22 protein-coding genes are annotated in these 26537 nt (G+C 48.1%); 12 read left to right on the top strand and 10 right to left on the bottom strand.

Annotation, left to right across the window (positions count from 1 at the left end):
- Positions 1-131: 131 nt before the first annotated feature.
- A complete protein-coding gene (locus ACXAD4_RS05885; protein WP_475239535.1) occupies positions 132-1493 on the top strand; it encodes an L-serine ammonia-lyase in 1362 nt (453 codons plus the stop codon).
- A 72-nt stretch (positions 1494-1565) separates the two neighbouring features.
- Here ACXAD4_RS05885 and ACXAD4_RS05880 read toward each other — a convergent pair whose 3' ends face one another.
- From ACXAD4_RS05880 to ACXAD4_RS05860, 5 genes are all read right to left on the bottom strand, one after another.
- A complete protein-coding gene (locus ACXAD4_RS05880) occupies positions 1566-2534 on the bottom strand; it encodes an ADP-ribosylglycohydrolase family protein (RefSeq protein ID WP_475239534.1) in 969 nt (322 codons plus the stop codon).
- 125 nt (positions 2535-2659) lie between these two features.
- On the bottom strand, positions 2660-3247 hold the full coding sequence (locus tag ACXAD4_RS05875) for an acetate uptake transporter (RefSeq protein WP_039457464.1): 588 nt from the start codon (positions 3245-3247) through the stop codon (positions 2660-2662).
- Positions 3248-3682: 435 nt separating this feature from the next.
- Complete coding sequence (locus tag ACXAD4_RS05870; protein ID WP_475239532.1) at positions 3683-5005, bottom strand: hypothetical protein; 1323 nt, start codon at positions 5003-5005, stop codon at positions 3683-3685.
- A gap of 239 nt (positions 5006-5244) precedes the next feature.
- On the bottom strand, positions 5245-5967 hold the full coding sequence (gene nfsA / locus ACXAD4_RS05865) for an oxygen-insensitive NADPH nitroreductase (protein ID WP_475239530.1): 723 nt from the start codon (positions 5965-5967) through the stop codon (positions 5245-5247).
- A gap of 97 nt (positions 5968-6064) precedes the next feature.
- The gene (locus ACXAD4_RS05860; protein ID WP_475239528.1) at positions 6065-7264 is read right to left on the bottom strand and encodes an iron-containing alcohol dehydrogenase; all 1200 of its coding nucleotides are present in this window, start codon (positions 7262-7264) and stop codon (positions 6065-6067) included.
- A 273-nt stretch (positions 7265-7537) separates the two neighbouring features.
- Here ACXAD4_RS05860 and ACXAD4_RS05855 point away from each other — a divergent pair, with 273 nt between their 5' ends.
- From ACXAD4_RS05855 to ACXAD4_RS05840, 4 genes are all read left to right on the top strand, one after another.
- A complete protein-coding gene (locus ACXAD4_RS05855; RefSeq protein ID WP_317524380.1) occupies positions 7538-7801 on the top strand; it encodes a GrxA family glutaredoxin in 264 nt (87 codons plus the stop codon).
- 199 nt (positions 7802-8000) lie between these two features.
- Positions 8001-9683: an aspartate:alanine antiporter gene (locus ACXAD4_RS05850; RefSeq protein ID WP_475239524.1), complete on the top strand. Its 1683-nt coding sequence runs from the start codon at positions 8001-8003 to the stop codon at positions 9681-9683.
- 273 nt (positions 9684-9956) lie between these two features.
- On the top strand, positions 9957-10631 hold the full coding sequence (locus ACXAD4_RS05845) for a response regulator (protein ID WP_107297463.1): 675 nt from the start codon (positions 9957-9959) through the stop codon (positions 10629-10631).
- Positions 10631-11974 carry an ATP-binding protein gene (locus tag ACXAD4_RS05840; RefSeq protein WP_475239521.1) on the top strand — a complete coding sequence of 448 codons (1344 nt, stop codon included), beginning with the start codon at positions 10631-10633 and terminating at the stop codon, positions 11972-11974. The genes ACXAD4_RS05845 and ACXAD4_RS05840 overlap by 1 nt, the downstream gene beginning before the upstream one ends.
- Before the next feature lie 79 nt (positions 11975-12053).
- Here the strand turns inward: ACXAD4_RS05840 and fabV are convergent, their stop codons facing one another.
- The 4 genes from fabV to ACXAD4_RS05820 all read right to left on the bottom strand — a co-directional run bounded on the left by fabV (position 12054) and on the right by ACXAD4_RS05820 (position 18527).
- Positions 12054-13256 (bottom strand): enoyl-ACP reductase FabV, encoded by a 1203-nt coding sequence (gene fabV, locus ACXAD4_RS05835; protein WP_475239519.1) that lies wholly within the window; start codon positions 13254-13256, stop codon positions 12054-12056.
- Positions 13257-13455: 199 nt separating this feature from the next.
- A complete protein-coding gene (locus tag ACXAD4_RS05830; RefSeq protein ID WP_475239518.1) occupies positions 13456-15732 on the bottom strand; it encodes an acyl-CoA dehydrogenase in 2277 nt (758 codons plus the stop codon).
- Positions 15733-15790: 58 nt separating this feature from the next.
- Positions 15791-16465 (bottom strand): TetR family transcriptional repressor PsrA, encoded by a 675-nt coding sequence (gene psrA / locus ACXAD4_RS05825; protein ID WP_475239515.1) that lies wholly within the window; start codon positions 16463-16465, stop codon positions 15791-15793.
- 1213 nt (positions 16466-17678) lie between these two features.
- Positions 17679-18527 (bottom strand): SDR family oxidoreductase, encoded by an 849-nt coding sequence (locus tag ACXAD4_RS05820; protein WP_475239514.1) that lies wholly within the window; start codon positions 18525-18527, stop codon positions 17679-17681.
- 341 nt (positions 18528-18868) lie between these two features.
- Here ACXAD4_RS05820 and ACXAD4_RS05815 point away from each other — a divergent pair, with 341 nt between their 5' ends.
- Both ACXAD4_RS05815 and pyk read left to right on the top strand, forming a co-directional pair.
- Positions 18869-19723 carry a MurR/RpiR family transcriptional regulator gene (locus ACXAD4_RS05815; RefSeq protein WP_107297457.1) on the top strand — a complete coding sequence of 285 codons (855 nt, stop codon included), beginning with the start codon at positions 18869-18871 and terminating at the stop codon, positions 19721-19723.
- Positions 19724-20080: 357 nt separating this feature from the next.
- Complete coding sequence (gene pyk / locus ACXAD4_RS05810) at positions 20081-21526, top strand: pyruvate kinase (RefSeq protein ID WP_475239512.1); 1446 nt, start codon at positions 20081-20083, stop codon at positions 21524-21526.
- A gap of 76 nt (positions 21527-21602) precedes the next feature.
- Here the strand turns inward: pyk and ACXAD4_RS05805 are convergent, their stop codons facing one another.
- Positions 21603-22064, bottom strand: a complete 462-nt coding sequence (locus ACXAD4_RS05805) for a glycine zipper 2TM domain-containing protein (RefSeq protein WP_475242722.1) — start codon at positions 22062-22064, stop codon at positions 21603-21605.
- Positions 22065-22148: 84 nt separating this feature from the next.
- Here ACXAD4_RS05805 and aat point away from each other — a divergent pair, with 84 nt between their 5' ends.
- The 5 genes from aat to speA all read left to right on the top strand — a co-directional run bounded on the left by aat (position 22149) and on the right by speA (position 26512).
- Positions 22149-22862 carry a leucyl/phenylalanyl-tRNA--protein transferase gene (aat, locus tag ACXAD4_RS05800; protein ID WP_475239510.1) on the top strand — a complete coding sequence of 238 codons (714 nt, stop codon included), beginning with the start codon at positions 22149-22151 and terminating at the stop codon, positions 22860-22862.
- A complete protein-coding gene (locus ACXAD4_RS05795; RefSeq protein WP_475239507.1) occupies positions 22859-23572 on the top strand; it encodes an arginyltransferase in 714 nt (237 codons plus the stop codon). Before aat ends, ACXAD4_RS05795 begins: the two co-directional genes overlap by 4 nt.
- Positions 23573-23747: 175 nt before the next feature.
- A complete protein-coding gene (gene infA / locus ACXAD4_RS05790; protein ID WP_005298441.1) occupies positions 23748-23966 on the top strand; it encodes a translation initiation factor IF-1 in 219 nt (72 codons plus the stop codon).
- Between the two features lie 280 nt (positions 23967-24246).
- Positions 24247-24423 (top strand): hypothetical protein, encoded by a 177-nt coding sequence (locus ACXAD4_RS05785; protein WP_475239503.1) that lies wholly within the window; start codon positions 24247-24249, stop codon positions 24421-24423.
- Between the two features lie 166 nt (positions 24424-24589).
- Entirely contained in the window at positions 24590-26512 is a 1923-nt protein-coding gene (gene speA / locus ACXAD4_RS05780; RefSeq protein ID WP_475239501.1) for a biosynthetic arginine decarboxylase, read from the top strand.
- Positions 26513-26537 lie beyond the last annotated feature (25 nt).

Here is a 26537-nt window from a genome sequence, read left to right as displayed (position 1 = left end):
GCCACTAAAGAGCAGGACGCGTTTGCCCCTGCTCTTTTATTTTTGATTATCTCGCCAAGGAAGGGGCGAGAATGATAAAAACTATACAGTCTCACGGTAACTAGACAGTTGCCCTGACTGAGGTATTAGCAATGATCAGTGTTTTTGATATCTATAAAATCGGTGTGGGTCCTTCCAGTTCGCACACTGTCGGCCCAATGAAAGCAGGTAAAGAGTTCATCGATGACCTGCGTGCCATGGGCAAGCTTCGTGACGTGACTAAAATTACCGTGGATGTTTACGGTTCGCTTTCTCTAACCGGTAAAGGTCACCACACTGATATCGCAATTATTATGGGCCTGGCTGGCAACAGCCCTGAGCATGTTGATATCGACAGCATCCCAGGCTTTATCGCCCGCGTTGAAGAAACAGAGCGCCTTCCAGTTGGCATGCACTGCCACACTGTCGATTTCCCTCGTGAAGGCGGTATGAACTTCCATACTACTAACCTTCCTCTTCACGAAAACGGTATGACTATCCACGCTTTCATCGGCGAGGAAGAAGCGTACACCAAGACTTACTACTCTATTGGTGGTGGTTTCATTGTTGACGAAGAGAACTTCGGCAAATCTTCTGAATCATCGGTAAAAGTCCCTTACATGTTTACGACAGCAGAAGAGCTAGTAAACCAGTGTAAGGAAAACGGCCTATCTGTGAGCTCAATGGTAATGACCAACGAGCGTGCGATGAACGCCGAAGACGAAATCAACACTTACTTTGCCAATATCTGGCGCACCATGCGTGAATGTATGGATCGCGGTATGAGCGAAGAAGGTATCCTGCCTGGTCCACTACGTGTACCACGTCGTGCAGCAGCACTTCGCCAGCAGCTAATGACAACTGAAAAACTAAGCAACGACCCAATGACGGTTGTTGACTGGGTTAACATGTACGCTTTCGCTGTTAACGAAGAAAACGCAGCCGGTGGCCGTGTTGTTACCGCACCAACCAACGGTGCTTGCGGTATCATTCCTGCCGTTCTTGCTTACTACGACAAATTCATTCAGCCTGTTGGCCCGAAAGAATACACCCGTTACTTCGCAGCTTCTGGCGCAATCGGCGGCCTTTACAAGCGTAACGCGTCTATCTCTGGTGCTGAAGTTGGCTGTCAGGGTGAAGTGGGTGTGGCATGTTCTATGGCAGCAGCTGGTCTTGCTGAGCTTATGGGTGGTAGCCCTGAGCAAGTATGTATGGCAGCTGAAATCGCAATGGAGCACAACCTAGGTCTAACTTGTGACCCAGTTGCAGGTCAGGTACAGGTTCCATGTATCGAGCGTAACGGTATCGCCGCGGTTAAAGCGATCAATGCTTCACGTATGGCACTTCGCCGCTCTTCTGAGCCTCGCGTATCTCTGGACAAAGTTATCGAAACGATGCTTGAAACCGGTAAAGACATGAACGCGAAATACCGTGAAACATCACAGGGTGGCCTGGCAATCAAAGTGATTTGCTAATAGCCCTTATGAAGAATAGAAAGCTACCCACACGGGTAGCTTTTTTATGCCTGCCGTTTAGGGAAGCACTGCTTAGAATGCCCCACCCGCGCTGTGTAGCAGCTGCTCGATATCTTCTGCCAACGCTTCGCCGCATTGCAATGTCGTAACCCACGAAATCGGAATACCCTGCGTATCACCAAAGCCATAACAGGCCCCGGCAATCGCCCCGACCAAGATCCCCCGGCCGCAGCTGTCACCGCCCACCGCGATGTTATTAAGAATAGCCTCGGTATAGCTCGAGCTGTTTTGCAGTATCCACGCCGCCATCGGCAAACTATCAGCCAGATGACAAGCACTGTTGGCAATCGACAACACATGGCTGAGATCATTGACATCCCCGCTGAGCCCCCTAGCCTGCTCTATTTTCTCCATGATTGGCTCAGGGCATTTGACCTTCAGCACATTGAGGACAGGATCCATTCGTCGAGAACGCAAAGCTTCATTAAGAGCACTGGCAAATGCCTTGGCACATGCCAAAGCCTGCTCATTTTGATGGGTCACCCCAACAATACGATCAATTTCGCTTTCCAGTTTCTCCGACGGCATCTTTAGCGCCACCAAAGCCGGCACTGCACACAGAGCCGGGTTCTGATCATCATCACTGCCAGAATCTTCCGGCCAGTCTTCAGGAGGTAAAGAGAACAAAGACAGCAGCAACGCCTTGGTCGGAGTATCGACATAGCCGATGAACTCCCCGCCGGGTCCGAAATAATCCAAAATTTCCTGCTGCACACGGTGAGTCTCGACATCGGGTTCGCTGAGCAAGCGGATATACAAGGCTAGCCATTCGCCATAGATGGTTAGCTCCCCAGCCGTAAGCTTGTCATGGGCATAGTAACCTTCTACCCCTTCATAATGGTGGGCATCCGGCTCGATAAAAGGAAAATGCGGAAGAGATTGGAGGGTGCGGATTCGCTCCGGAGAATAGATCCAATGGGTCCCCATACTGGCTGCATCAGCCACCAGCGCCCCCATCAGGGCTGCATAACGTTGTGCCATTTTCTTATCCTTGTCATCAGCTACACGCAATGCAATAAGCTTATACCCATTCCCATGAACTGGCTGAACAAGAATAAAAAAACCCGCCATAAAGGCGGGTTCTAGTAATCAGCGATACGCTTACATTAAGCAGCAGCTTTTAGCGCTTTGTCTTTTTTCAGCTCGCCTACAGGCAGGATAGTACGACCGTACTCGTTGTTAAGTACCTGTGCCATTGCGAAGTAGATAGCACTTGCACCACAGATGATACCTTCGAAACCAGCGATAGTACCGATCAGTGTGCTGCCAGTGAAATCACGTGCTGCCAATAGGAAGAACAGTACAGTTAGAGAGCCGAATACGAACTGCTTAGCACGTGGGTAGCATAGTGAACCAATGAACATGAAGCCTGTGAAGATACCCCATAGCAGTAGGTACCAGCCCATAAAGCTTGCAGGGCTAGCCGGTAGACCCATGTAAGGCATTACGATCAGACCAACTAGCGTCAGCCAGAATAGACCGTAAGAAGTAAATGCAGTCGTACCGAACGTGTCACCACGCTTGAAGCACATCATGCCTACGATAACTTGGCTCAAGCCACCGTAAAAAATACCCATAGCTAGGATCATCGAATCAATTGGGAAGAAACCCGCATTGTGGATGTTCAGAAGGATGGTAGTCATACCAAAGCCCATAAGACCTAGTGGTGCTGGGTTAGCTAGTTTCGTAGACATGTTTTCCTCAAATAGGAGTAATTCAACAAAAATGATAAAGATTAAAATTTGGATGCATCAATCAATGCGCGGCGAATTCTAAAGGACGCCGACAGGCAAATCAAGCCAAAACCCGTGCAAAACTTAACCAAACTAAAAAAAAGTTGGAATTTTCCACTTTTATGTAAAGTTATTTTTAATCTTCAATTACAACTAAGTGTTAGAAAATGTAATCACAATAGATATTCAAACGGTTACACCGCAAAATAAAACCATTAAAAACAAAAAGTTAAACACATCATCAAATCTCTATTTTTTCACAACCTGTCATAAATTGCATTTTCCTCAGTTTTTACTCTCCCTGGCTCTAATCCAGAAATAACAGGTACAAAAAAAGCAGCATAAATGCTGCTTTTTTAAAACTGCTCATTAATCACTCGCGAAGCGAGGGCGAAGTTATATCTCCTGCTCAGTGCCTTCTACATTGCTGGTCGTTGCAACTGCACTGTTGTTGTATTCCAATTGCTCAACATCAGACTCTTGTTCTTCACCACGAATAGAGCTATCAGCTTCAACCTCATCTTGAGTCACAGGGCTAGCTTCACCGTCTTGTTCTGACTCAACCAAGTCAGATGTATCTTGAGGTGTGTTCTTTGCTTGTACTGAAACCGGCGGAGCAACCGCTGATAACTGAGCTTGAAGGAGCGCAATCTGTTGGTTCTGTGCCTGGATCAACCCCTTCAAGGTTTCGAGCTGGGCCTGTTGTTGGTTCGGCTGCTGTTTACGGCTGGCTATTTCATATTGCTCACGCGTTTCTGCCGCTTCTTTGCTTAGGCGCTTGGCTTGCTCTGCGAGTGGTTGGTCACGCAGATCAGAATCATTCAGTGCTTTCGAAATGCCCAGCAGCTTCCCCTCCATGACCAGAATATAGCTTTCATATTCATCACGGTTGCGATCACGCAGGTATTTCACTTCCTCAGCAATGTGGGCTGCGTGAGCAAGCTCGAACTCAATGGCAGAGACAACCTGATTAATTGCATCAAAGGCACGCGGCTGTTTATCAATTAAATCTTTACCGGCTTTGATTTCTTCTTCTACCCTGGCGTAACTAAGCGGTGCATAGTAGCGGACATCTTCACGGCGTAGCTGGCGCAACGCTTCTTCTTGTGGAGTGATGTAGATGCGCTTGATGACCCGAACTTCCAAGCTATGAGCGCGGGAGAGGAATTCAGTCTGTTCTTCTCGGGCGCGATTTAGATCACCGCGAGCGACAAACGCAAAAAGATTGCCGTAAAACCGGTTTAAGCGAACGAACTCGCTGCGGTAATGGGCATTGGCATCTATCGAATTGAGATAAGCCAGCTGAGTCATGGCAGGCTCCAGTACCCTGTCGGCGATCTTCTTGAGCTCGACTAATTCTGTATGGTTGTTTTCTACCACCTCGATATCACCATAAAAGCGATCAAGATAGGTCACTGAAGAAAACAATGAATAACTCTGGTTGGCAAGTTCGGGAGAGGACTGGATATCTTTGAACAGATTATCGGCTCGTTGCCAACTCTCCATCATAGTGGCATACCTTTCCGGCGCATATAGCTTCAAGCCTTCTGCGTCGACAAGGGTATTGCGCCAGTGGCGATGCACTTTACTGGCAGACTGAAGTACGCTTTCTACATTTACTTCCGATGATAAACCGCTGTCATTGTCTGGCGTGCTGGCGCAGCCAGCGAGCAAAGCAGCAAGCAACACCATGCTGGCTACTTTCCCAACATACTTCATAGATTCGTGTTCCGATTCATTTCCAGCCTGAGTGTTTCAGGCCGGTTATTATTGTCTTTTCTATCGATACTATTCTATCTGACTCAATGTTTTATAAAAAGTTCATCAATTACTTTTAGCAGGTTTTGATTGAAATTTGACATAAGGTCAACTTTTTCGCAGATTTTCCCATCACTTTTAGCTAAAAACTGTTTAATTGGCCAAATTGCGTTTTCCAGCGAACATGATGCTGCCGCATTTTATTTCAGGCTAAAACCTTGTCCTTCAATAAACTGCTTCATAAATGGCCGGGCTTCTTTATTTAGCGTGCCTGAAATTTGCTCACTCCAAGACATTTCTTTATTACCTCCGGTGCGGGTTTGGTAATATTGCCTTACGTGTTGGTCGTAACTGGCAAGCTTATCCATATCCAGCGCGGAATAACGATTTTCATGCACCACGATAGAACGAGGCAGGCGAGGCTTCACCTCTGGGGATTGGGCTGGATGACCAAGGCAAAGACCAAATAGCGGCAAGACATGCTGAGGCAAGGACAATAATGTCGCGACTTTGTCTGGGTTATTTCTTAAACCACCGATATACACCCCACCAAGGCCTAGCGATTCTGCAGCGAGCAATCCGTTTTGTGCCATTAGCGCAGCATCTACTGCACCGATAAGTGTTTGTTCGGTAAAGCCCAGTTTAGCTTCAGGATAGATTTGCTGATGACGGTTGTAATCAGCACAGAAAACAAAGAACTCAGCCGCACTGGCAACATATTCCTGACCACCCGCGTATTCAGCCAATAGCACTCTCATTTCAGGATCGGTAACACGGATGATACTGACACATTGAATGAAACTCGAAGAAGAGGCTGCAATTGCACAGTCTAAAATAGTATTTCGCTGGCTTTCACTAATTGGCTCGGTAGTAAATTTTCGAATAGAACGGTGCTGTAAAATGGTTTCAATCGTCTGGTTCATACATATCCCTATAACAGTGAGCCGAATAAGTCACTCTAGCATAGGCCCCCGCTTTGACCCACTGTTATATGGTTACAAGGAATATCCGTTATCCAGATTAATTTTCCTGACTGTAGAGATCATCCTGTGACCTCGAGTCTTTGACTTTGCACTGGCAAATTTGATTTAGAATACTCATCAGACGTTCTTTATTCAGCGGCAAAGGATTACCCTTGATGGAATTAGACAGCAATGCATCTTCCGCCACTTCGTCAAACATCACATTGCAGAACCCATAGTCTGTGACAGAAGGCAAATTCAATCGCTTCAAAGTTCGTTTCGTCCAGTCGATGCCATCGACAATTTCGGCATTCATCCGGCCAGTCAAAATACACGCTAGCTGGCGGTAACGATTAAGCACATCCGCCCTGCCCGCTTCACGGGCTGCCAACACATTTTCCTGCATCACATAGGGAGCTAACTGGGCAGTGATCAAGCCATGGGGAGCCTGGAGTCGACCACCAAGTGATGAGGCTAAACCATGGGCGGCTCCCAGCTTAGCATTAGCCAAAGCCATTCCTCCTAACATCGCCGCAAATGCCATATCAGAGCGGGCCCGGGGATCATCATCTTCACAGGCAGCAAGAATCGCCCCCGACAAGCGTCTCAAACCTTCCTCACACACCATGTCAGTCAACGGGTTTGGCTCACCACACACATAGGACTCCATCAAATGGGTAAAGGCATCCATACCGCAACAGCCCGACATCATGGGATCCATCCCATAGGTCAGGGTTGGGTCGACAATAGCCAGATCCGGTAGCATATCAGGGCTACGTAGCCCCACTTTGACATTTTCCTGAGCCGAGCGAAGTACTGCACTTTTACTGACTTCTGCCCCCGTACCGGCTGTAGTCGGTACTGCAATAAACGGAATGGGTTTAGCCTGCAGCGGTACGTTTCGTCCGACGACTTCTACATAGTCATACACACTACCTTGATTTGGGATCAAGGCCGCCAGTGCCTTGCCGGTATCTAATACACTACCGCCGCCAATGGCCAGCACCATGTCAGGCCGGAATTTCCGCCCCATCGCCGCCATCTCTTCCACCATGGCTATCAGGGGCTCACCATGCACAGCCACTTGTTGATAACGCATTCCCTGCTGCTTGAAATAACTGATCAATGGCTCTGCTCGGGCACTGTCCCTCCCTGTCACCAACAGCACGCTATAACCGAACTGGTTTAGTGTCGACAACGAGTTGTTCAGTGCGCCTTCCCCGAAGATTATTCGAGTGGCCGTCATAAACTGAAACATAGGCACTCCATTCCGTATTTTTGATTAATTATTATCGAGTGTGCCCCGTTACTCATTCCTGTTTTTGATTCTGAGCAACTTTTTTCCATTGAATATCAGCGTCGTCGCGATACTCTGCGAGGTGTCACACTTCATTTCATACCGTCAATTTTCTATTAATTTTGCGCTATTTATCTTCAATCGGTTTTGTCTATCACAGCAAGAGAGAAATCCCTCTTTCTCATCCCTGCCAGTCACGTTATAGTAACTCCATCAAATTTAAGGAGAGACGTTATGTTCGTTGTTATTTTCGGCCGCCCAGGTTGCCCATTCTGTGTTCGTGCAAAAGATCTAGCAGACAAACTAAAAGAAGAGCGCGAAGGCTTTAACTACCGTTACGTTGATATCCATGCTGAAGGCATCAGCAAAGCTGACCTTGAAAAAACTGTTGGCAAGCCAGTAGAAACGGTACCTCAGATCTTCATCGATCAAGAGCACATTGGTGGCTGCACTGATTTCGAAGCATACGCAAAAGAAAACCTAGGCTTGTTCCAGTAACCCCTAAGCAACAAGTTTAGTAACATTTTCTTAAAAAGGCTGAAATATCAGCCTTTTTTATTACCTATCGCTTTATTTTCCAGCAAATAAATTCGAAAATTTTCTATTATTAGCGATCATTTTCGGTATGCCGAGAACATAAAATCAGCTAGAATTTCACCACTTTGTTGCTGGTCTCTCTTCTCGGAAAAAAACTGTTGTGAATATCGATGTCGCCGCACTCCTTCATCAGAATGATATTCTGTTGCTCTTTGTGGTACTTGCTGTTGGTCTCTCGGCCGGAAAGATTCGTATAGCGAATATGCAATTGGGGAACTCTATCGGGGTTCTTATCACCGCCCTCCTTTTTGGTAACGCCGGTTTTACCTTTGATGCAGATGCACTGAACATCGGCTTTATGCTGTTTATCTTCTGTGTCGGTATCGAAGCAGGTCCCAACTTCTTTGGTATCTTTTTCCGTGACGGGAAACATTATTTAATGCTGGCGCTGGTTGTTATTCTTTCAGCGATCGTCATTACCGTCACCATGAGCAACTACCTCGGGCTTGGCCTAGGTTTGAGCACCGGTTTGATGGCAGGCTCTCTGACGGCAACACCTGTTCTGGTAGGGGCAAAAGATGCCTTAGCGAGCGGCTTATCCAGTATTTCCGATCCCGACAGCATCCAGCAGATCATCGACAGCATCAGTGTTGGCTACGCCATGTCCTATTTGATTGGCTTGGTCAGTGTCATTGTGTTGGCGAAGCTGATGCCTAAATTACAAAAGCAAAACCTGGCTGAATCATCTCAGCAGATCGCCCGTGAGCGCGGCATTGGTGAAAGTGCCCAGCGTAAGGTGTACCTGCCGATCATCCGTGCTTACAGGGTAGGCCCTGAGCTCATTAACTGGATTGACGGCCGCAACCTGCGCGAGTTGGGTATCTACCGCCAAACGGGTTGTTACATTGAGCGGATCCGCCGAAACGGCATTCTGGCTAACCCGGATGGTGATGCTATTTTGCAAGAAGGTGATGAAATCGCACTAGTCGGCTACCCGGATAGCCATGCCCGTCTGGATCCGAGTTTCCGTAACGGTAAAGAGGTTTTCGACCGAGACCTGCTCGACTTGCGTATCGTCGAAGAAGAGATAGTGGTAAAGAACGACAGTATTGCTGGCAAACGCCTGTCCGAGCTGAACCTATCGGAGTACGGCTGTTTCCTCAACCGCGTTGTCCGCGCCCAGATCGAGATGCCGATGGATCACAATATCCTACTGAGCAAAGGGGATATCCTCCAGGTCAGTGGTGAAAAGAGCCGTGTAATGGGCCTTGCCGAGCGTATCGGTTTCATCTCGGTACACAGCCAGATCGCCGACTTGTTGGCATTCTGCTGCTTCTTCATCATTGGTTTGCTAGTAGGTACCATCACCATGACCTTTGGCCAAATAGCCTTCGGCCTTGGTAGTGCTGCCGGCCTATTGGTCGCAGGTATCACGCTGGGTTTCTTGCGGGCCAACCACCCCACCTTCGGCTATGTACCGCAAGGGGCGCTGAACATGACCAAAGATCTCGGCCTGATGGTGTTTATGGTGGGCATCGGCTTAAGTGCAGGTTCTAACCTGTTCGATTCGCTATCACAGGTCGGTTTGGCAGTATTTTCGGCCAGTTTGATGGTAAGCGTGATCCCGGTAGTGCTGGCTTACTTATTCGGTGCCTATGTGCTCAAGATGAACCGTGCCTTGTTATTTGGTGCCATTATCGGTGCCCGCACCTGTGCCCCTGCGATGGACATGATCAATGAACATGCCCGCAGTACCATCCCTGCACTGGGTTATGCTGGCACCTACGCCATTGCCAACGTATTACTAACGATTGCCGGTACCCTATACGTGATCCTCAGCTAATAGCGGCGAAGCCTTCACCTAGGCCTAAAAACCCGAATACAATCGTCATAGCCAAACGCCATGCCCTCTGCATAAACTGCAGGGGGCTTTTTTTTGCTTAACACGACACTGTCGAGTCAGCACAGATTCAGTCCATTTCATCTAAGCTATAAAGAGTTAAAATTCATCGTATATCCCTGATTAGCACCACAAATTGCTAGGAAATATTCGCCACTTCACACTCTATTCAGTATATTGATTGAATAGATAGAAAAACTATTGGTAATCAAAACTATGCGTATCCTTATTGTTGAAGACGATCCGATTCTGAGCCACCACTTGAAATCTCAGCTAAGTGAAATGGGTCACCAAGTTCAGTGTGCCGGAACCGCTGAAGAAGGCTTATTTTTTGCTCAGGATTACCCAAATGATGTGGCTATCGTTGATATCGGCCTGCCAGATCGCGATGGTATCAGCCTGATCAAAGATATGCGTGAGAAAGGCCTGCGTTTGCCAATCCTCATTTTGACCGCCCGCTCTAATTGGCAAGACAAGGTCACCGGGCTTGAAGCCGGTGCCGATGACTATCTCGTCAAACCTTTCCAGAAAGAAGAAATGGTTGCCCGACTCAGTGCGTTGGTTCGCCGCAGTGCAGGCTTTGTGAAGCCGGAAATGACCGCCGGTGACATTCGTGTCGATCTACTCGCCAAGCAAGTATTTATCCAAGAGAACCTGCTTGAGCTGACCGCGTTTGAATACGACTTGCTGGAATATTTGATGCGTCACAGCCGCCAGGTCGTGTCAAAGCAGCGTCTTCTCGATGTGCTTTATGAAGATCAGGAAGGTGACCCAAACACTATCGAAGTGATGATCAGCCGCCTGCGCAAGAAGTTCACCAATAACGGTCAGGAAAACCCAATTTCCACCATTCGTGGTCAGGGCTACATTTTCGAACTTCAAGCACAATAATGAAGAAAATTATCCAGCCAAGGCTACGCCGCCGGGTGCTTGTCACTTCGGTGGCCATTATTGTATTGATCACCTCCGCCCTTGCCGGGGTGATCAACCAGCTCTATAGCCAGAGCTATATGGCGGCCTATTCTTCCGAATTGGTCGCCCAGATGCCGATGGTCGTTGCCCAGCTTAACCGTGCGGGCCTGATCAAAGATGTCGATAAGTGGATAGACTCCGTCGACCCTTCCGATACCGACTATATGTCCGTGGTCTGTGACAAAACGGATCACACCATCTGGCTGTCAGATGAAGCGAAAGAAGCCAATATCGGTGATATCTGTAGTGAGCTGCCCGATAGTATCCCAGTCCCGACCCTTGTAGAGACCCACCAGGGCGAGAGTTATATTGCCTATAACATGAGCCAGGAACGCGAAGGTGGCAACATCTACCAGTTGGTTGTCTTGCGTTCGGGTGACTCCTATGTCTCATCACTTGGCCAGCTGCACAAGCGCACCACATTCTACTTGGGGCTGTTTGTCCTGATTGCGATCGCCTTCTTGATTGCTGCTTTCCACTGGAGCTTCCAGCCACTGCGCAAAATGGCATCACAGCTAGATCAAATGACGGATTCCAAACGTGACAAGCTGGATGACGACTTCCCGATGGAGCTTCAGGATGTGACCTTGGCACTCAACCGTCTGATTGAGATCAGTAACGCGCAGAAAGGCCGTTACCGCCATGCGATGGATGACTTGGCACATAGCTTGAAAACCCGTTTGGCTGCCACTAACGCTTTGCTCGATGACAAAGAGATCCCACGATTTGAGTTAAATCAGCGGGTGATGGAGCAAATCAGCCAGATGGATGAGCTAGTCCAGTACCAGTTAAAGCGTGCCATGATGGGCCAGCAAGGTCTGCAGAAAGACAAGACCGAGCTAAAACCGCTTACGGACAGTTTCAGCCGTTTGCTCAGCAAGGTATATAACGAGAAAAACGTCTCTCTGCGTTGCTTCTTCAACGATAAATTGACGCTACCGGTCAACCGCAGCGACCTGATGGAGTTGCTGGGTAACCTGTTGGAAAATGCCTACCGCTTCTGTATCACCGAAGTGAGAGTTATTGTTCAGGAAAAACCCGATCGTTACATCATTATCATTGAAGATGATGGCCCAGGTGTGCCGGAAGAAATGCGTGAAGCCATTTTCCAGCGCGGAGTCCGTGCAGATCAGCTCAACCCCGGACAAGGGATTGGCCTGTCGGTCTGCCATGAAATCGTAATGAGTTACAAAGGCACCATCCATGTCAAAACCGCATCGATTGAAGGTGCTGCCTTTGTGATTGAACTGCCAAAAGATTGATCTCGATTTTCAGCAATCAACCAGTACAAAAAAACCGCCAATATTGGCGGTTTTTTATTGCTAGGCTTTCAAGCCAACGTTAGATGTCCTGAACATCAAACTCAACAGCTGGGTTCACATCAGCGTCGTAGTCAACCGCTTCGATACCGAAACCGAACAGCTTCAAGAACTCGTCTTTGTACTGCTGGTAGTCAGCGACGTCGAATAGGTTCTCGTTGGTTACGTTAGGCCACAGATCACGACAGTGCTTCTGGATGTCTTCACGTAGTTCCCAGTCATCCAAACGCAGACGGTTTTCACTGTCCAGCTCAGGTGCGCTGCCATCTTCTTTGAACAGACGCTGGGTAAACATACGGTGGATTTGCTCCATGCAACCTTCGTGTACACCTTCTTCACGCATCTTTTTGAACACCATAGCGATGTAAAGAGGCATAACAGGAATCGCCGAGCTCGCCTGAGTCACAACACTCTTCAGTACTGCAACGTTAGCAGAGCCGCCAGTCGCAGACAGTTTGTCGTTTAACTCAGTCGCTGCACGGTCTAGGTCCATTTTCGCCTGGCCCAGCGCACCGTGCCAGTAGATTGGCCAAGTAATTTCTGTACCAATGTAGCTGTAGGCAACAGTCTTACAGCCATCAGCCAGAACACCAGCTTCTGATAGGGCATTGATCCACAGTTCCCAATCCTGACCACCCATAACGGTAACAGTATCAGCCACTTCCTGCTCAGTTGCAGGCTCGATGCTTGCTTCGATCAGCACATCTTTGTTGGTATCAACAGCTGTTGCCGTGTAGGTTTCACCCATAGGCTTAAGCGTAGAGCGAATCACTTCACCTGAGTCTGGCATTTTACGAACTGGAGAAGCGAGTGAGTAAACAACCATGTCGATCTGACCCAGATCTTCTTTGATCAAATCGATTACTTTCTGTTTTGCTTCGTGAGAGAAAGCATCACCATTCAAGCTCTTGGAGTACAGGCCTTCTTCTTTGGCAAACTTGTCGAATGCGGCAGAGTTGTACCAGCCTGCTGTACCCGGTTTCTTTTCAGTACCCGGCTTTTCGAAGAACACACCAATTGTTGCAGCACCGCCACCGAATGCAGCAGCAATACGCGAAGACAGACCGTAGCCGCTTGATGAACCTACCACCAGCACACGCTTAGGGGCATTGGCAATTGGGCCCTGCGCCTTGGTGTATGCAATCTGCTCTTTGACGTTTTCCTCACAACCCACTGGGTGAGTCGTTGTACAAATAAATCCACGAATTCTAGGTTTGATGATCATTTTCAACTTCCCTTACACAATTGACAGTAGGATAAAAGGTAAATGACAAAATCGCATTAAATTTATGAGCGAAAACGCTAATTTCAGCAGTGGTTGGAGGTGTTCCGCGCGGAAAATCACAGAAATAGAGCAAAAAAAGTGCCACGCGATTGCGTGGCACATGGGAGACACCAGGTTTATTGTTCACAAGGCATAAGCCTTAGGCTGCTTTTCCCGGTTGCAAGCCGCCTTTTTTGAAGTGGGCAGCAGAGAAGTGATCCACCTGAATCGCTCTCTGTCTTAGTTGCTCTGCATTCTGCATCTTTTTCACTTCAGCTTCTGTGACGATCCCCGCATCGAGGGCAATTTGTAACTTCTCTGTTAACGAAACCTTGCGCGGGATCTCACCAGCTTTGACAGCCTTGGCGATCTTACGCTCAAGATCTTTCACCTCGTACATGGCAACAAAAGCACGCTCCATCAAGCCAACCGGATCATCCTCATGCTTGCCGACATAGCAAAGATGGGTCAGACGGTCACGCTGTTTACCAGGACGCATCAGCAGCTCAGCAATCTTCACTGCGTCCTCATCTTTCGGCGCGGCATAGTGAATACCCAGTGGGAACAGCAAGGTGCGCAGCAAGCGACCAATGCCTTTGCGCGGGAAGTTAGCCAACACTTCGTCGAACGCAACGCCACACTGATGCAAACAATGTTGCAAGCCATAATGAACAAATGGCAAGTCTTGCTGCTGACGGCCTTCGTCTTCGTAACGCTTGAGAACTGCTGAGGCCAGATACAAATGACTTAATACATCACCCAAACGTGCCGACACCATCTCACGACGCTTCAGTTCCCCACCCAGACTCAACATGGCAAAGTCTGCGGCAACAGCCAATGCTCGGCTCATACGCGACAGCTGTTTGTAGTATGTCGCGGTTTCGCCACTGACAGGTGAACTATTGAAGCGCGAGCCACTAAAGGCATTGAGCAGCGACTTGCTGACATTGCCTACCGCAAAGCTGATATGGCTGGCTAGCAGCTTATCAAAATCTTTGGCCCCTTCCCTGCTGTCCGGGTTGGCCGCCGCTTCCATCTCACTCAATACATATGGATGGCATCGGGTCGCCCCCTGACCAAATATCATCAGGTTTCGGGTCAGGATATTGGCCCCTTCCACAGTAATGGCGACCGGCATACCAAAGTAATGATGACCGATATAGTTCATAGGCCCAAGCTGGATTGCGCGTCCGGCATGGACGTCCATGGCATCATTGAGAATGGTACGGGCCATTTCCGTCATATGGTATTTGGCAATCGCCGTGACGATTCCCGGTGTTTCGTCCATATCGAGAGATGTCGTCGTCAGGGTTCGGGATGCTTCTAGCATATAGGTGAAACCACCGATTCGCCCCATCGCCTGTGCTACACCTTCGAAGTTACCAATCGACATACCGAATTGCTTACGCACATAGGCATAAGCACCTGTGGTTCTTGCTGTCAGGTGGCCCACTGCGGTGCCGAGCGCAGGAAGAGAGATACCACGGCCTGCAGACAGACACTCCACCAGCATACGCCAACCACGACCGACATAATCCTGTCCGCCGATGACCCAGTCCATCGGGATAAAGACATCATTGCCACGGGTAGGTCCGTTCATGAAGGCAAGATTAAGTGGATCATGGCGCTCACCGATTTCTACACCAGGGTGATCCGCCGGGATCAAAGCACAGGTAATACCCAGCTCTTTCTTGTCACCAATCAAGCCATCAGGATCCTGTAACTTGAACGCCAAGCCAAGCACGGTAGCTACGGGAGCCAGTGTGATGTAACGCTTGTTCCAGCTTACGCGAATACCCAGCACTTGCTCGCCTTGGTATTCGTCGTAGCACACCACACCCTGATCGGGAATACCACCGGCATCTGAACCTGCTTCAGGCCCAGTAAGAGCGAAACATGGGATATCTTCACCATGGGCTAGGCGTGGCAGCCAGTAATCTTTCTGCTCTTGGGTACCATAGTGAGTCAATAGCTCACCTGGGCCCAACGAGTTAGGTACCATAACCGATACCGCCGCACTCAAGCTCTTGGTCGCAATACGGGTTACGATGGTTGAGTTGGCGTGGGCGGAAAAGTCTAAACCACCATATTCCTTACCGATAATCAGCGAGAAGAATTTTTCCTTGCGCAGATACTCCCACACCTCAGGTGGCAGATCTTTATCTTCTTGGACAATCTGATAGTCGTTCAACATATCCAACAGCGGCTCTAGCTTGTTGTCGATGAACGCTTGCTCCTCATCACTCAATTTAGGCTGCGGGTAAGTTAAGAGGGTATTCCAATTCGGATTCCCGCCAAACAGCTCACCATCCCACCATACACTACCGGCCTCCATGGCCTCTCGCTCGGTGTCGGAAAGTGGCGGCAGCACTTTTTTGAACATTTTGAATGCGGGATCACTGAGATAGCGTTTTCTTAGCTTGGTTAACGTACTCATGTTTCAGGTCCTTTTGTCACTTTTATCGTTATTGGTTTTTTTGGGGTATTACATACTTTTATTGTGTTCCTGTTGGCTGTTCGCTGATTAGCGAAAGCGATTGTTCTATTGGTGCTGCAACGCCTGCTGCCAGATATGGCACCAAACGCTCGATCAAATCTTCAGGCTTTACCTTGCGGGAGAAATCATTTTCAGCAATCTCACACAGAGCGGTAGACGAGGCCATAGTGAAAACCGATGCCCCGAGTGTGAAATGCAAGCGCCAGAATAAGGTTTCAGGATCCAAAGAAGGGTTGGCGCGGCACACCGCGGTGGTAAATAATTTCAATACTTGGTCATAACGGGTCATGATGAACCAGCGCAAGTGGCCCTGAACATCGGTATACCCCCTACCTATCAGCGACATAAACACAGTCGCTCCATTGGCTCGGTATTCATTTAGTGATAACAACGGATCTTTGATACAGCGGAAAACATCTTCCATTGAAAAATCATCGCGGGTCAGTAGCACTTCCAGTTCTGATTGTAACGAAGGCATGAATGCCTCGAGATAGCGACCAAGAACAGCCCTAACCAAAGTTTTCTTGTCACCATAGTGATAATTGACGGACGCCAGATTCACCCCAGCTTTGCTGGTAATGGTTCGCAGTGACGTGTCTTTGAAGCCGTGTTCGGCAAAGAGTAGCTCGGCAGCATCCAGGATACGTGCCTTGGTTTCTCCCTTTCCAGCCATATTCATTCACCCGTATTAAACACTTGTTTAAACTTTACATCCAAGAAACATTTTTAACAAGTCGCAAATATACACCATGTTGTAACGTATTGATAATTTCGCGGTTTAATACAAAAGTCGTGAAGGTGATCAATCTTTTCCCGTGAGAATAGGCAGACTCACTGTGGCTAAAAAACTGTCTTAATCTCGTCTCATGAAAAAGGATTGAGAACAAAGCAAATAAAAAAAATCTGAGAAAGTGAAAAAAAATTGGAACAAAGTCCACATCTACGGGTCATAACTAGTGCCACTGCTTTTTCTTAGAAGACATTCTTCGAAACCCGTCCCCACCCATGGAGATGGGTTTTCTTTATTATGCGGTTTATTTTTCTCAACAGGGATCATCTTCATGATTGAAAATCATAGAGTTAGATTAAATAGACAATTTTTTTCAAAATTTAATGAACCAACTGAAAAATAGCCAGTCCTATATAGTGACATTCAGATTAAAGACTTTTCACAAATTGCTGGCCGCAAATTGCATTTACTCTTTAATCTAACAATGCCACTGCTGCTAAACTCCTAATTGTATATAGAGCGTTGCCCACTCAGTTGAAGTGGGCTTTTTTTTGCCCATAGCCCATAGCCCATAGCCCATAGCCCATAGCCCATAGCCCATAGCCCATAGCCCATAGCCCATAGCCCATAGCCCATAGCCCATAGCCCATAGCCCATTTTTCCCTAATATTTATCTTTTTCAAAAAAAACTAATTTTTTTTGAACCATTTTATTTAGCGCCAGTCATATATAGTGACATTCACATTAAAGACGCGGTACTTAGATAAATTATCTATTTGATACGCTGCTTTAGTTTATGATGCCACTGCTGCTAAACTCCTAATTGTGTATATAGAGCTTTCGCCCACTGAATATCAGTGGGCTTTTTTTTGCCAATCAAAAATAATTTTAAATTTTTTTGAACTAATCGAAAACTCGCCAGTCATATATTACATGATTCAGATTAAAGACGCGGTTCATAAGCACTTTCCAAATTGCTTTATGACTTAAACAGGATGCTCCTGCCCTTCTTTAATTTGTGATGCCACTGCTGCTAACTCCTAATTGTGTATATAGAGCTTTCGCCCACTGAATATCAGTGGGCTTTTTTTTATTTTTAAACATGAGCTTAAACCCAACTTACCTCAAGCTGCCCATTCGGAGCCAACAGCATTCATCACTCAGGGTTATTGTTCAGTAAGTCGGCATGGCGAAGCGTTAACGATAGCCAATTGCATGTTTTCGACGCATCAATGACCTTGCTGTTACGCTCAACAGATTCGACAAATTCTGGCAACGGCAAACCTGCTATATGCGCCATCTGCCGATAGTAGACTTCCCGGCTTGGATGATCCGGCGCAGCTAAGTGCAGCACCTGCTGGGAAGGCCAGTACTCTATTAGCTGCTCAATAGCAGCAATGCAGTCTGTTTGATGAATAAGGTTAACCTTGTCTTTACCGTGCTCAATCCCTTTGCGACCCGATAAGAATCGAACGGGATGCCTATTGGGGCCAATGAGACCAGACAAGCGCAGGATCACTGCCTCACTTCCCCACTCGGCAAGTAAGTACTGCTCAAGCTCATAATGTGCTTGCGCTGACAGAGTATCTGGCCGAGGCACGGTCAACTCATCAACAACCCCTTGGCACTCACCATAAACAGCGGTAGTACTTATGAACACGATTCTACGACAGCCAATCTGCCTTGCGGTAGCTGAGAGCAGTTTTACTTTAGCCACCAGATCATCCTCAGCTCCTTCATATCGACCCGGAGGCACATTGATAACCAGCAGATCGGTATCCAAGAACTGTTTTATTTCCAAAGACAGTGTCTCTGGCTGAGCTAATGTGTCGGGAAGCGAAAGCGCCACGCCATGGATACCGTGTTCAGCCAACTTACCGGCTTGTTCGGACGACTGCTTGCTGCCCCATGTTTCTATACCTCGTTGCGCAAGATGCCTGGCCAAAGGCAAACCGAGCCAACCGCAACCACATATACTGACCTTGTTGATTTTTCCCTGTTTCATCCCTTTACACCTCTTACCAACCACCTGAAAGTCATTTTCACATGGCTGCTCAAAACTTCACCTCGATTTATTTCAACCTGTAAATTAATTCCCGCACACTGAAAATTAGCTACAGAAAAACACGAAATCAGCCTTTCAAACCGTAATTTTGATTAAAAATCTTTTCAGTTCTGAAAGAAAAAATTCGATCCCTGTCAAACTATAATAAAAAGAGAAAGCGATATTCATGGATTTACTAGGAGCAGATCCATGAAAAGTAGTATAGTTTCATCAAAATGGCTTTAAGCACTTTATACGATAAGTAAGCCAGTAACGAAATTCAGTAACGAGCGGTAACCGCCATGAATACCCTAGAGAAAATTCAAAAGAATCTTGATAACTTCAGTAAGTCAGAACGTAAAGTCGCTGAAGTTATCCTAGCATCGCCACAAACAGCCATTCATTCGAGCATTGCAACTCTGGCTAAGATGGCGGATGTGAGTGAACCTACTGTTAACCGCTTCTGTCGTCGCCTGGATACAAAAGGTTTCCCAGATTTTAAACTGCACCTTGCCCAGAGCCTAGCTAACGGTACGCCTTATGTGAACCGCAACGTCGAAGAAGATGACGGCCCTGATGCTTACACCTCTAAAATCTTTGAATCTACCATGGCATGCTTGGACGTAGCGAAAAACAGCCTCGACCCAATGCAGGTGAATCGTTCCGTTGACCTGTTGACCCAAGCCAAGAAAATCTCTTTCTTTGGCCTTGGCGCATCGGCCTCTGTTGCTCACGATGCACAAAATAAATTCTTCCGCTTCAACATTCCAATTGTCTGCTTCGATGACATCGTTATGCAGCGCATGAGTGTGATCAATTGTAGCGACGGGGACGTTGTCGTGATGATTTCACACACAGGTCGCACCAAGAGCTTGGTTGAGGTAGCACGCATGGCCCGTGAAAATGGCGCCACTGTTATCGGCATTACTGCCAAAGACTCACCGCTAGATCGTGAATGTTCGATCTCCATCTGCTTGGATGTGCCAGAAGATACCGATGTCTACATGCCGATGGCGAGCCGTGTGGTACAGATGACCGTCATCGATGTACTGGCGACAGGTTTCACTCTTCGCCGTGGTGCCGGTTTTCGCGAAAACCTAAAGCGAGTAAAAGAGTCACTCAAGGACTCTCGCTTTACTAAAGAAGGCATTATTTAAGCTTCTTTATTCATTGCATCAAGGTTTGATTGATAAGGCATGGCTTCGGGCCGTGCCTTTTCTTTTCCCTACTCGATTAGCCACTCTAAAGCCTTATCCATCATCTACACTTACCCCAATCAAGAGCAAACTTCCGCCAATACGTGCAACATTGCCTATTAAAATTCTGCAATTTTTCTACCGTATGATGAAAAAACATGCATAACTAGTCCTACAATATGTTTTTTTCTTACAGTTTGTTGATAAAGAACAGCTTCTTTCTACCTTTATATGTAGTAAAATTTCACGCAATTCAATGAAGCAGATTTCTACAAGCAATCGTTTCATTGGTAACCAATGATACAGATGGAGTTTCCGATGTCTGAAAGGCTAAGACGTACTAAAATCGTTACTACTTTGGGTCCTGCAACCGACCGCGATAACAATCTAGAAAAGATTATCGCAGCGGGTGCAAATGTTGTGCGAATGAACTTCTCCCACGGCAGCCCAGAGGATCACATCCAACGCACCAAGACTGTACGTGAAATCGCCGCAAAACTAGGTAAGCACGTTGCTATCCTAGGCGATCTCCAAGGCCCGAAAATCCGTGTGTCAACTTTCAAAGACGGCAAGATTCAATTGGCGATCGGCGACAAGTTCACCCTAGACAGCGACCTAGCTAAAGGTGAAGGCGATCAGCAAGCTGTTGGTCTTGACTACAAAGAACTACCTAAAGACGTTGAGACAGGTGACATCCTGCTGCTTGACGATGGTCGTGTTCAGCTAAAAGTCACTTCTGTTGAAGGTAACAAGGTTCACACTGAAGTGACCGTGGGTGGCCCACTATCAAACAACAAAGGCATCAACAAGAAAGGTGGCGGCCTTTCTGCTGAAGCCCTAACAGACAAAGATAAAGCAGACATCATCACAGCAGCACAAATGGGTGTTGATTACCTAGCGGTATCTTTCCCACGTAACGGCGAAGACATGAAATATGCTCGCCGCCTAGCAATGGAAGCAGGCCTTGAAGCCAAGCTAGTTGCTAAGGTTGAGCGTGCAGAAGCGGTAGCAACTACTGAAGCGATGGATGACATCATCATGGCTTCTGATGCCGTAATGGTTGCTCGTGGTGACCTAGGTGTTGAAATCGGTGACCCAGAGCTTGTAGGCGTTCAGAAGAAACTGATCCGTCGTGCTCGTAGCCTTAACCGTACCGTGATCACGGCGACCCAGATGATGGAAACCATGATCACCAGCCCAATGCCGACTCGTGCCGAAGTGATGGACGTTGCTAACGCCGTACTTGATGGTACTGATGCGGTTATGCTTTCTGCTGAAACAGCAGCCGGTAGCTACCCGGTAGAAACAGTAACAGCGATGGCTGGCGTTTGTATGGGTGCAGAAAAAGAGCCAAGCATCAACGTATCTAACCACCGCCTAGCGCGTACTTTCGAGTCAGCGGAAGAAACTATTGCGATGTCGACCATGTATGCTGCCAACCACATGGAAGGCGTAAAAGCGATGGTCTCTATGACTGAATCTGGCCGTACGCCACTGATGATGTCTCGTATTTCATCTGGCAAGCCAATTTTCGCTATGTCTCGCAACGAGAACACGCTAAACCGCGCTGCACTATTCCGTGGTGTTACTCCGGTTTTCTTCGATCGTGACAGCGATGCAGGTCTAGAAGCAGCTAAACACGCTGTTGAAAACCTAAAAGAAAAAGGTTTCCTAACTACTGGCGACCTAGTGATCGTTACCCAAGGTGACGTGATGGATACTGTTGGTAGCACCAACAACATGCGTATCCTGACTGTAGAGTAATCTATCGCCTGAATACAAAAAGCGTGATGGTGTTAGCCATCACGCTTTTTTTATACCTGTTGTTATACCTACCACGCTACGGGTAGGTTTTATCTACCCTTACTCCATTATCGAAATAGAGTATTCTGACCTTGTCTTTGGGTTGGAACAGCATGGTGGAATCGACATCTTGGATCACATCGATCAGTGTGCCATCTTCTGCCTTGATCAATAGCTCCACCAATCGGTATTGAACAATCTGCTGCGTCGGCTGGCGATTATGCGCAATACCCGCGCCAGCAACCGCACCCACTGCCGTAGCGACCTCCCTTCCGGTACCGTCACCAAACTGATTACCAATCAAGCCACCAATCACGCCTCCTAGCAAGGTTTCCCAGCCATTTCGCTGCGATTCTATGACTTCTTGGTGGGTAATATAGCGGACACTGTCCACGGCACCGAATATCACTTGGTTCACCGTTCGCGCCTGATTTCTGTTGTATGGTGCCGCAGAAAGTGCCAGAGGTAGAACTAACAATAACACTAACCATTTTCTCATCATGTATAATCCTCTTTCCCGGCAAACTGTGCACTTGGGCAATGGCTTTATTCCCAAGTAAAATAAGCTACATTTAGTGTAATTATGGCAATTTATCTTCCGGAGCTTGATCCGGTCAATACCGATTTCCCAGCCCCTGAAACCGCATTAGCAGACCCAAATGGCTTGCTAGCCTTTGGTGGTGACTTGCGACCAGAACGTCTGGTCAGCGCCTATCGTCAAGGGATATTCCCGTGGTTTTCAGAAGGTGAGCCCCTACTGTGGTGGAGTCCTGCCCCGAGGGCGGTATTCCTGCCAGATCAATTCCAACCGAGTAAAAGCTTAAGGAAATTCTACCGAAAATCTGGCTACCAAGTCACATTGAATCAAGCTTGTCACGATATTATCGAGCTTTGTGCCAGCACCCGTAAAGCAGAAGAAACTTGGATCACTCCTGAAATGATCCAGGCCTATCAACACCTGCATGATCTCGGCTACTGCCATTCTGTGGAAGTATGGCAGCAGGGTAAGCTCGTTGGCGGGCTATATGGGATCAGTGTCGGCGGCGTGTTCTGTGGCGAGTCGATGTTCTCGCTGGCAGACAATGCTTCCAAGATTGCCCTCTGGAAATTTTGCGAACACTTCAGTTCTCATGGCGGCCAACTGATTGATTGCCAAATTATGAATGATCACCTTGCCTCCCTCGGCGCAGCCGAGATGGAGAGAGAGCTGTTCACACATTTCCTCCACCTGCAAAGAGATGCCATACTGAGTGATGCGTGTTACCAGAGTCAGGAGTTAACTTTCACACCGTCATGAGCAGTTTAAACAAGCTTCCTTTACGTATCGGTTTGACACCTGAATCGTCGTGCAGCTATCTCCCTGGGCAAAGCGAGCAGCTCGGTGTCGTGATGGACCACCATTGGTTGTCACCGGCTGGCTATAGTGTGTTGCTGGCATCGGGCTACCGTCGAAGTGGCAGTGCCGTCTACAAACCCATGTGTCAGCAGTGCAGCGCATGTGTACCGCTGCGGGTGGACTGCCCTGCTTTTCGACCATCGAAAAGCCAGAAGCGCCAACTCAACCAGATTACCAAGCTACGCTGGGAGTTCAAAACGGATCTGGATCCAGACTGGTATCCGTTATACGAGCGTTACATCACCCAGCGTCATTCCGATGGCAGTATGTATCCACCGAACAAGGCCCAGTTCTTCGAATTCTGTACCGCACCTTGGATGGATACCCTTTTCCTTCATGTTTATGAGGAAGAAAAACTTATCGCTATTGCCATTACCGATGTTTTCGATGATGCCATGAGCGCGGTATATAGCTTCTTTGACCCGGACAGCGCGCTCTCGCTTGGTACGCTGTGTGTACTCTATCAGATCCAGTATTGCCAACGTTCAGGGCGGCGCTGGCTCTATCCCGGCTACCAAATCGACCAATGCAAAGCGATGAACTACAAGGTTCGCTTCAAACCCTACGAAAGGCTGACAGCACATGGATGGCAACATTTTGATGAAAACTAAGCTGCATTTTTCACCGCTGCCTGAGGTAAATACGATAAAATACGTATTAATGCATCAGAGTAGCTGACAAAGCACATTCGCAGATGTAAAATTGCGGCCTAAACTTTACACTCAAACAGTTTCAAGGCATTATCCAGCCCGATCAGAAGAATGGCTGGTAGCCTAAGAGGATTCAATGGCAAAAGAAGACGTAATTGAAATGCAAGGTACTGTGCTAGACACACTACCTAACACTATGTTCCGCGTAGAGCTTGAGAACGGTCACGTTGTTACCGCTCACATTTCTGGCAAAATGCGTAAAAACTACATCCGTATTCTTACTGGTGACAAGGTAACTGTGGAACTGACTCCATACGACCTAACCAAAGGCCGCATCGTCTTCCGCGCCCGTTAATCTTATACCAAGATTACAGAATACAAATAAAACCCGGCCTTTCGCCGGGTTTTATTTTTTCTAACGCCAAGAAATCTTACGATGATTCCCCTTCACTTTTTCGATAAAAACTCCTCATCGTCATCGCAAATTTATTTTATTTGCCACACCCCCCGTTCGGTTGTTTAATCCCCCTGCACCCAAAGGCCAAAAGCGAGTGAGGTGTATGCGAGGGACACGCCCTCACCTTCTTCTGTCATACCGTGAAATCTGTCTGCAGCACGGCCGTTTAGGAATGACAATGAAACCTATCGCAATGCATGATATGCAAGTAGAAATCAACCTATTGCACATGTGCGACATCGCAGCCACTATCCACCCGAAAGACCGACCGCTTAACACGTCGCCGCACCTTGAGCGCCGAAAGAAACGCATGTCGCAAAGACGGGCCCAACGAACGCTCGCTGGCTGCGTCTAACCCACTTTGGTTCACCTAGGATGTTGACGGGGCCTATTGCATTCCCATCGCTCCGCACATCTATCTGATGAGTATTAACTAACCTGGTACTTACAGTCCTAAGGCTGGGCCTTGCCACAGCTGTCGATTGACTGTCAGTACCCAATCACTGCCCGAGGAAAAAGTAATGAGTGATTGGACGACTAAAAATGCGCGTGACGTTTACAACATCCCATATTGGGGACAAGGCTACTTTGATATCAGTTCACAAGGTGAAGTCGTGGCAAGGCCAGACAGCCAGAACCCGCTGAATACCATAGCCCTGTCACAGTTGGCGGATCAGTTAATTGCCAAGGGTGCATCTTTACCGGTTTTGGTTCGTTTTCCTGATATTCTCCATCACCGAGTCGATACCTTGTGCACGGTTTTTAACCAGGCTATCGACCACTACCAATACCAAGGCGAATATCTGGCGGTTTACCCAATCAAGGTGAACCAACAAGAAGCAGTCGTCAGCGAGATCCTGGCTAGCCAATATGCCAAGCAGCAGCGTCAGTTGGGCTTGGAAGCCGGCAGCAAACCAGAATTGATGGCTGTGCTGGCAATGGCACAGCAAGCAAGCTCGGTGATCGTCTGCAACGGCTACAAAGACAGGGAATACATCCGTCTTGCCCTGATAGGTGAAAAGCTCGGCCACGATGTCTATATCGTGTTGGAAAAGCTCTCCGAGCTTAAAACCGTCATGCAAGAAGCTATCGAGCTGGGTGTTCGCCCTCGTCTTGGTTTGCGTGCTCGCCTTGCATCCCAAGGTAAAGGAAAGTGGCAAGCCAGCGGTGGCGAGAAGTCCAAATTTGGCCTGTCTGCATCTCAGGTGCTGTCTGTTGTTGAGCAGCTGAGTGACAACGATATGCTCGACTGCCTGCAATTGCTTCACTTCCACCTTGGCTCGCAGATCGCCAATATCCGCGATGTCCGTAGCGGTGTCGGAGAAGCTGGCCGGGTATATGCCGAGCTGAAGAAACTGGGCGCAGGGATCACTACCGTCGATGTCGGTGGCGGTTTGGCTGTTGATTATGAAGGCACCCGCAGCCAGAGCAGCTGTTCCATGAACTACAGCCTGCGCGAGTACGCCAACAATGTGGTCTACACCCTGGGTGATATCTGCAAGGAGTACGACATTCCAATGCCGAGAATTATCTCGGAGTCGGGCCGTAACCTAACTGCTCACCATGCAGTGCTGATCACGGATGTAATTGGTGTAGAAAGGTATAAACAAGAATCGGTAAACCCGCCAGAGGCATCTGCCCCGCAGATCCTTCACAATATGTGGCACTCATGGAAGGAGCTGATGACGCTAACCGATTCTCGCTCGCTGATTGAGATTTACCATGACAACCAGAGTGATCTGGCTGAAGTACACACTCAATTTGCCATGGGTATACTGAGCTTTACCGAACGTGCGTGGGCCGAACAAATCAGCCTGCGGCTCTGCTACGAGCTAGAGAAAATGCTGTCGGCGAAGAACCGCGCCCATCGTCCATTGCTGGACGAACTTCATGAGCGCTTGGCTGATAAGTTCTTTGTTAACTTCTCGCTGTTCCAGTCGTTGCCAGATGCCTGGGGGATCGACCAAGTCTTCCCTATCCTGCCGCTGAGCAACCTCGATAAGGAGCCGGAGCGACGTGCAGTAATTTTGGATATTACCTGTGACTCAGACGGTGCTATCGAGCAATACGTAGAAGGACAAGGGATCGAGACAACGCTGGCAGTTCCGGCCTGGAGTGATGAATCACCGTATCGCATGGGGTTCTTCCTAGTGGGTGCCTACCAAGAGATCTTGGGGGATTTGCACAACTTGTTTGGTGATACCGATACCGCGATTGTCCGCACCATGCCGGAAGGCGGCTATGAGATCGAACGTGTAGACCATGGCGACAGCGTCAAAGACGTGCTGCGCAGTGTCCGTCTTGATTCTGCCAGCTTCTTGGCCCAGTACGAGCAGATGGTCAAGCAACACTTGCCTGAACACGAGCACAGCGCCATTTTGAGCGAGCTCGAAGAAGGGCTAAATGGCTATACCTACCTGGAAGATGTCCAGAGCCAGCGTTAATACATAACAACGCGAAATAACAGTA

This window comes from Photobacterium sp. AWH4_225, assembly GCF_056158405.1.
The sequence above is the reverse complement of the archived record's forward strand: the minus strand, read 5'-3'. Positions and strand labels throughout refer to the sequence as shown.

Bases quoted from the DNA above. Each gene is read 5' to 3' on its own strand.
- ACXAD4_RS05885 (WP_475239535.1), top strand. From the start codon at position 132: ATGATCAGTGTTTTTGATATCTATAAAATCGGTGTGGGTCCTTCCAGT.
- ACXAD4_RS05880 (WP_475239534.1), bottom strand. From the start codon at position 2,534: ATGGCACAACGTTATGCAGCCCTGATGGGGGCGCTGGTGGCTGATGCA.
- ACXAD4_RS05875 (WP_039457464.1), bottom strand. From the start codon at position 3,247: ATGTCTACGAAACTAGCTAACCCAGCACCACTAGGTCTTATGGGCTTT.
- ACXAD4_RS05870 (WP_475239532.1), bottom strand. From the start codon at position 5,005: ATGAAGTATGTTGGGAAAGTAGCCAGCATGGTGTTGCTTGCTGCTTTG.
- nfsA (WP_475239530.1), bottom strand. From the start codon at position 5,967: ATGAACCAGACGATTGAAACCATTTTACAGCACCGTTCTATTCGAAAA.
- ACXAD4_RS05860 (WP_475239528.1), bottom strand. From the start codon at position 7,264: ATGTTTCAGTTTATGACGGCCACTCGAATAATCTTCGGGGAAGGCGCA.
- ACXAD4_RS05855 (WP_317524380.1), top strand. From the start codon at position 7,538: ATGTTCGTTGTTATTTTCGGCCGCCCAGGTTGCCCATTCTGTGTTCGT.
- ACXAD4_RS05845 (WP_107297463.1), top strand. From the start codon at position 9,957: ATGCGTATCCTTATTGTTGAAGACGATCCGATTCTGAGCCACCACTTG.
- ACXAD4_RS05840 (WP_475239521.1), top strand. From the start codon at position 10,631: ATGAAGAAAATTATCCAGCCAAGGCTACGCCGCCGGGTGCTTGTCACT.
- fabV (WP_475239519.1), bottom strand. From the start codon at position 13,256: ATGATCATCAAACCTAGAATTCGTGGATTTATTTGTACAACGACTCAC.
- ACXAD4_RS05830 (WP_475239518.1), bottom strand. From the start codon at position 15,732: ATGAGTACGTTAACCAAGCTAAGAAAACGCTATCTCAGTGATCCCGCA.
- psrA (WP_475239515.1), bottom strand. From the start codon at position 16,465: ATGGCTGGAAAGGGAGAAACCAAGGCACGTATCCTGGATGCTGCCGAG.
- ACXAD4_RS05820 (WP_475239514.1), bottom strand. From the start codon at position 18,527: ATGAAACAGGGAAAAATCAACAAGGTCAGTATATGTGGTTGCGGTTGG.
- ACXAD4_RS05815 (WP_107297457.1), top strand. From the start codon at position 18,869: ATGAATACCCTAGAGAAAATTCAAAAGAATCTTGATAACTTCAGTAAG.
- pyk (WP_475239512.1), top strand. From the start codon at position 20,081: ATGTCTGAAAGGCTAAGACGTACTAAAATCGTTACTACTTTGGGTCCT.
- ACXAD4_RS05805 (WP_475242722.1), bottom strand. From the start codon at position 22,064: ATGAGAAAATGGTTAGTGTTATTGTTAGTTCTACCTCTGGCACTTTCT.
- aat (WP_475239510.1), top strand. From the start codon at position 22,149: ATGGCAATTTATCTTCCGGAGCTTGATCCGGTCAATACCGATTTCCCA.
- ACXAD4_RS05795 (WP_475239507.1), top strand. From the start codon at position 22,859: ATGAGCAGTTTAAACAAGCTTCCTTTACGTATCGGTTTGACACCTGAA.
- infA (WP_005298441.1), top strand. From the start codon at position 23,748: ATGGCAAAAGAAGACGTAATTGAAATGCAAGGTACTGTGCTAGACACA.
- ACXAD4_RS05785 (WP_475239503.1), top strand. From the start codon at position 24,247: ATGAAACCTATCGCAATGCATGATATGCAAGTAGAAATCAACCTATTG.
- speA (WP_475239501.1), top strand. From the start codon at position 24,590: ATGAGTGATTGGACGACTAAAAATGCGCGTGACGTTTACAACATCCCA.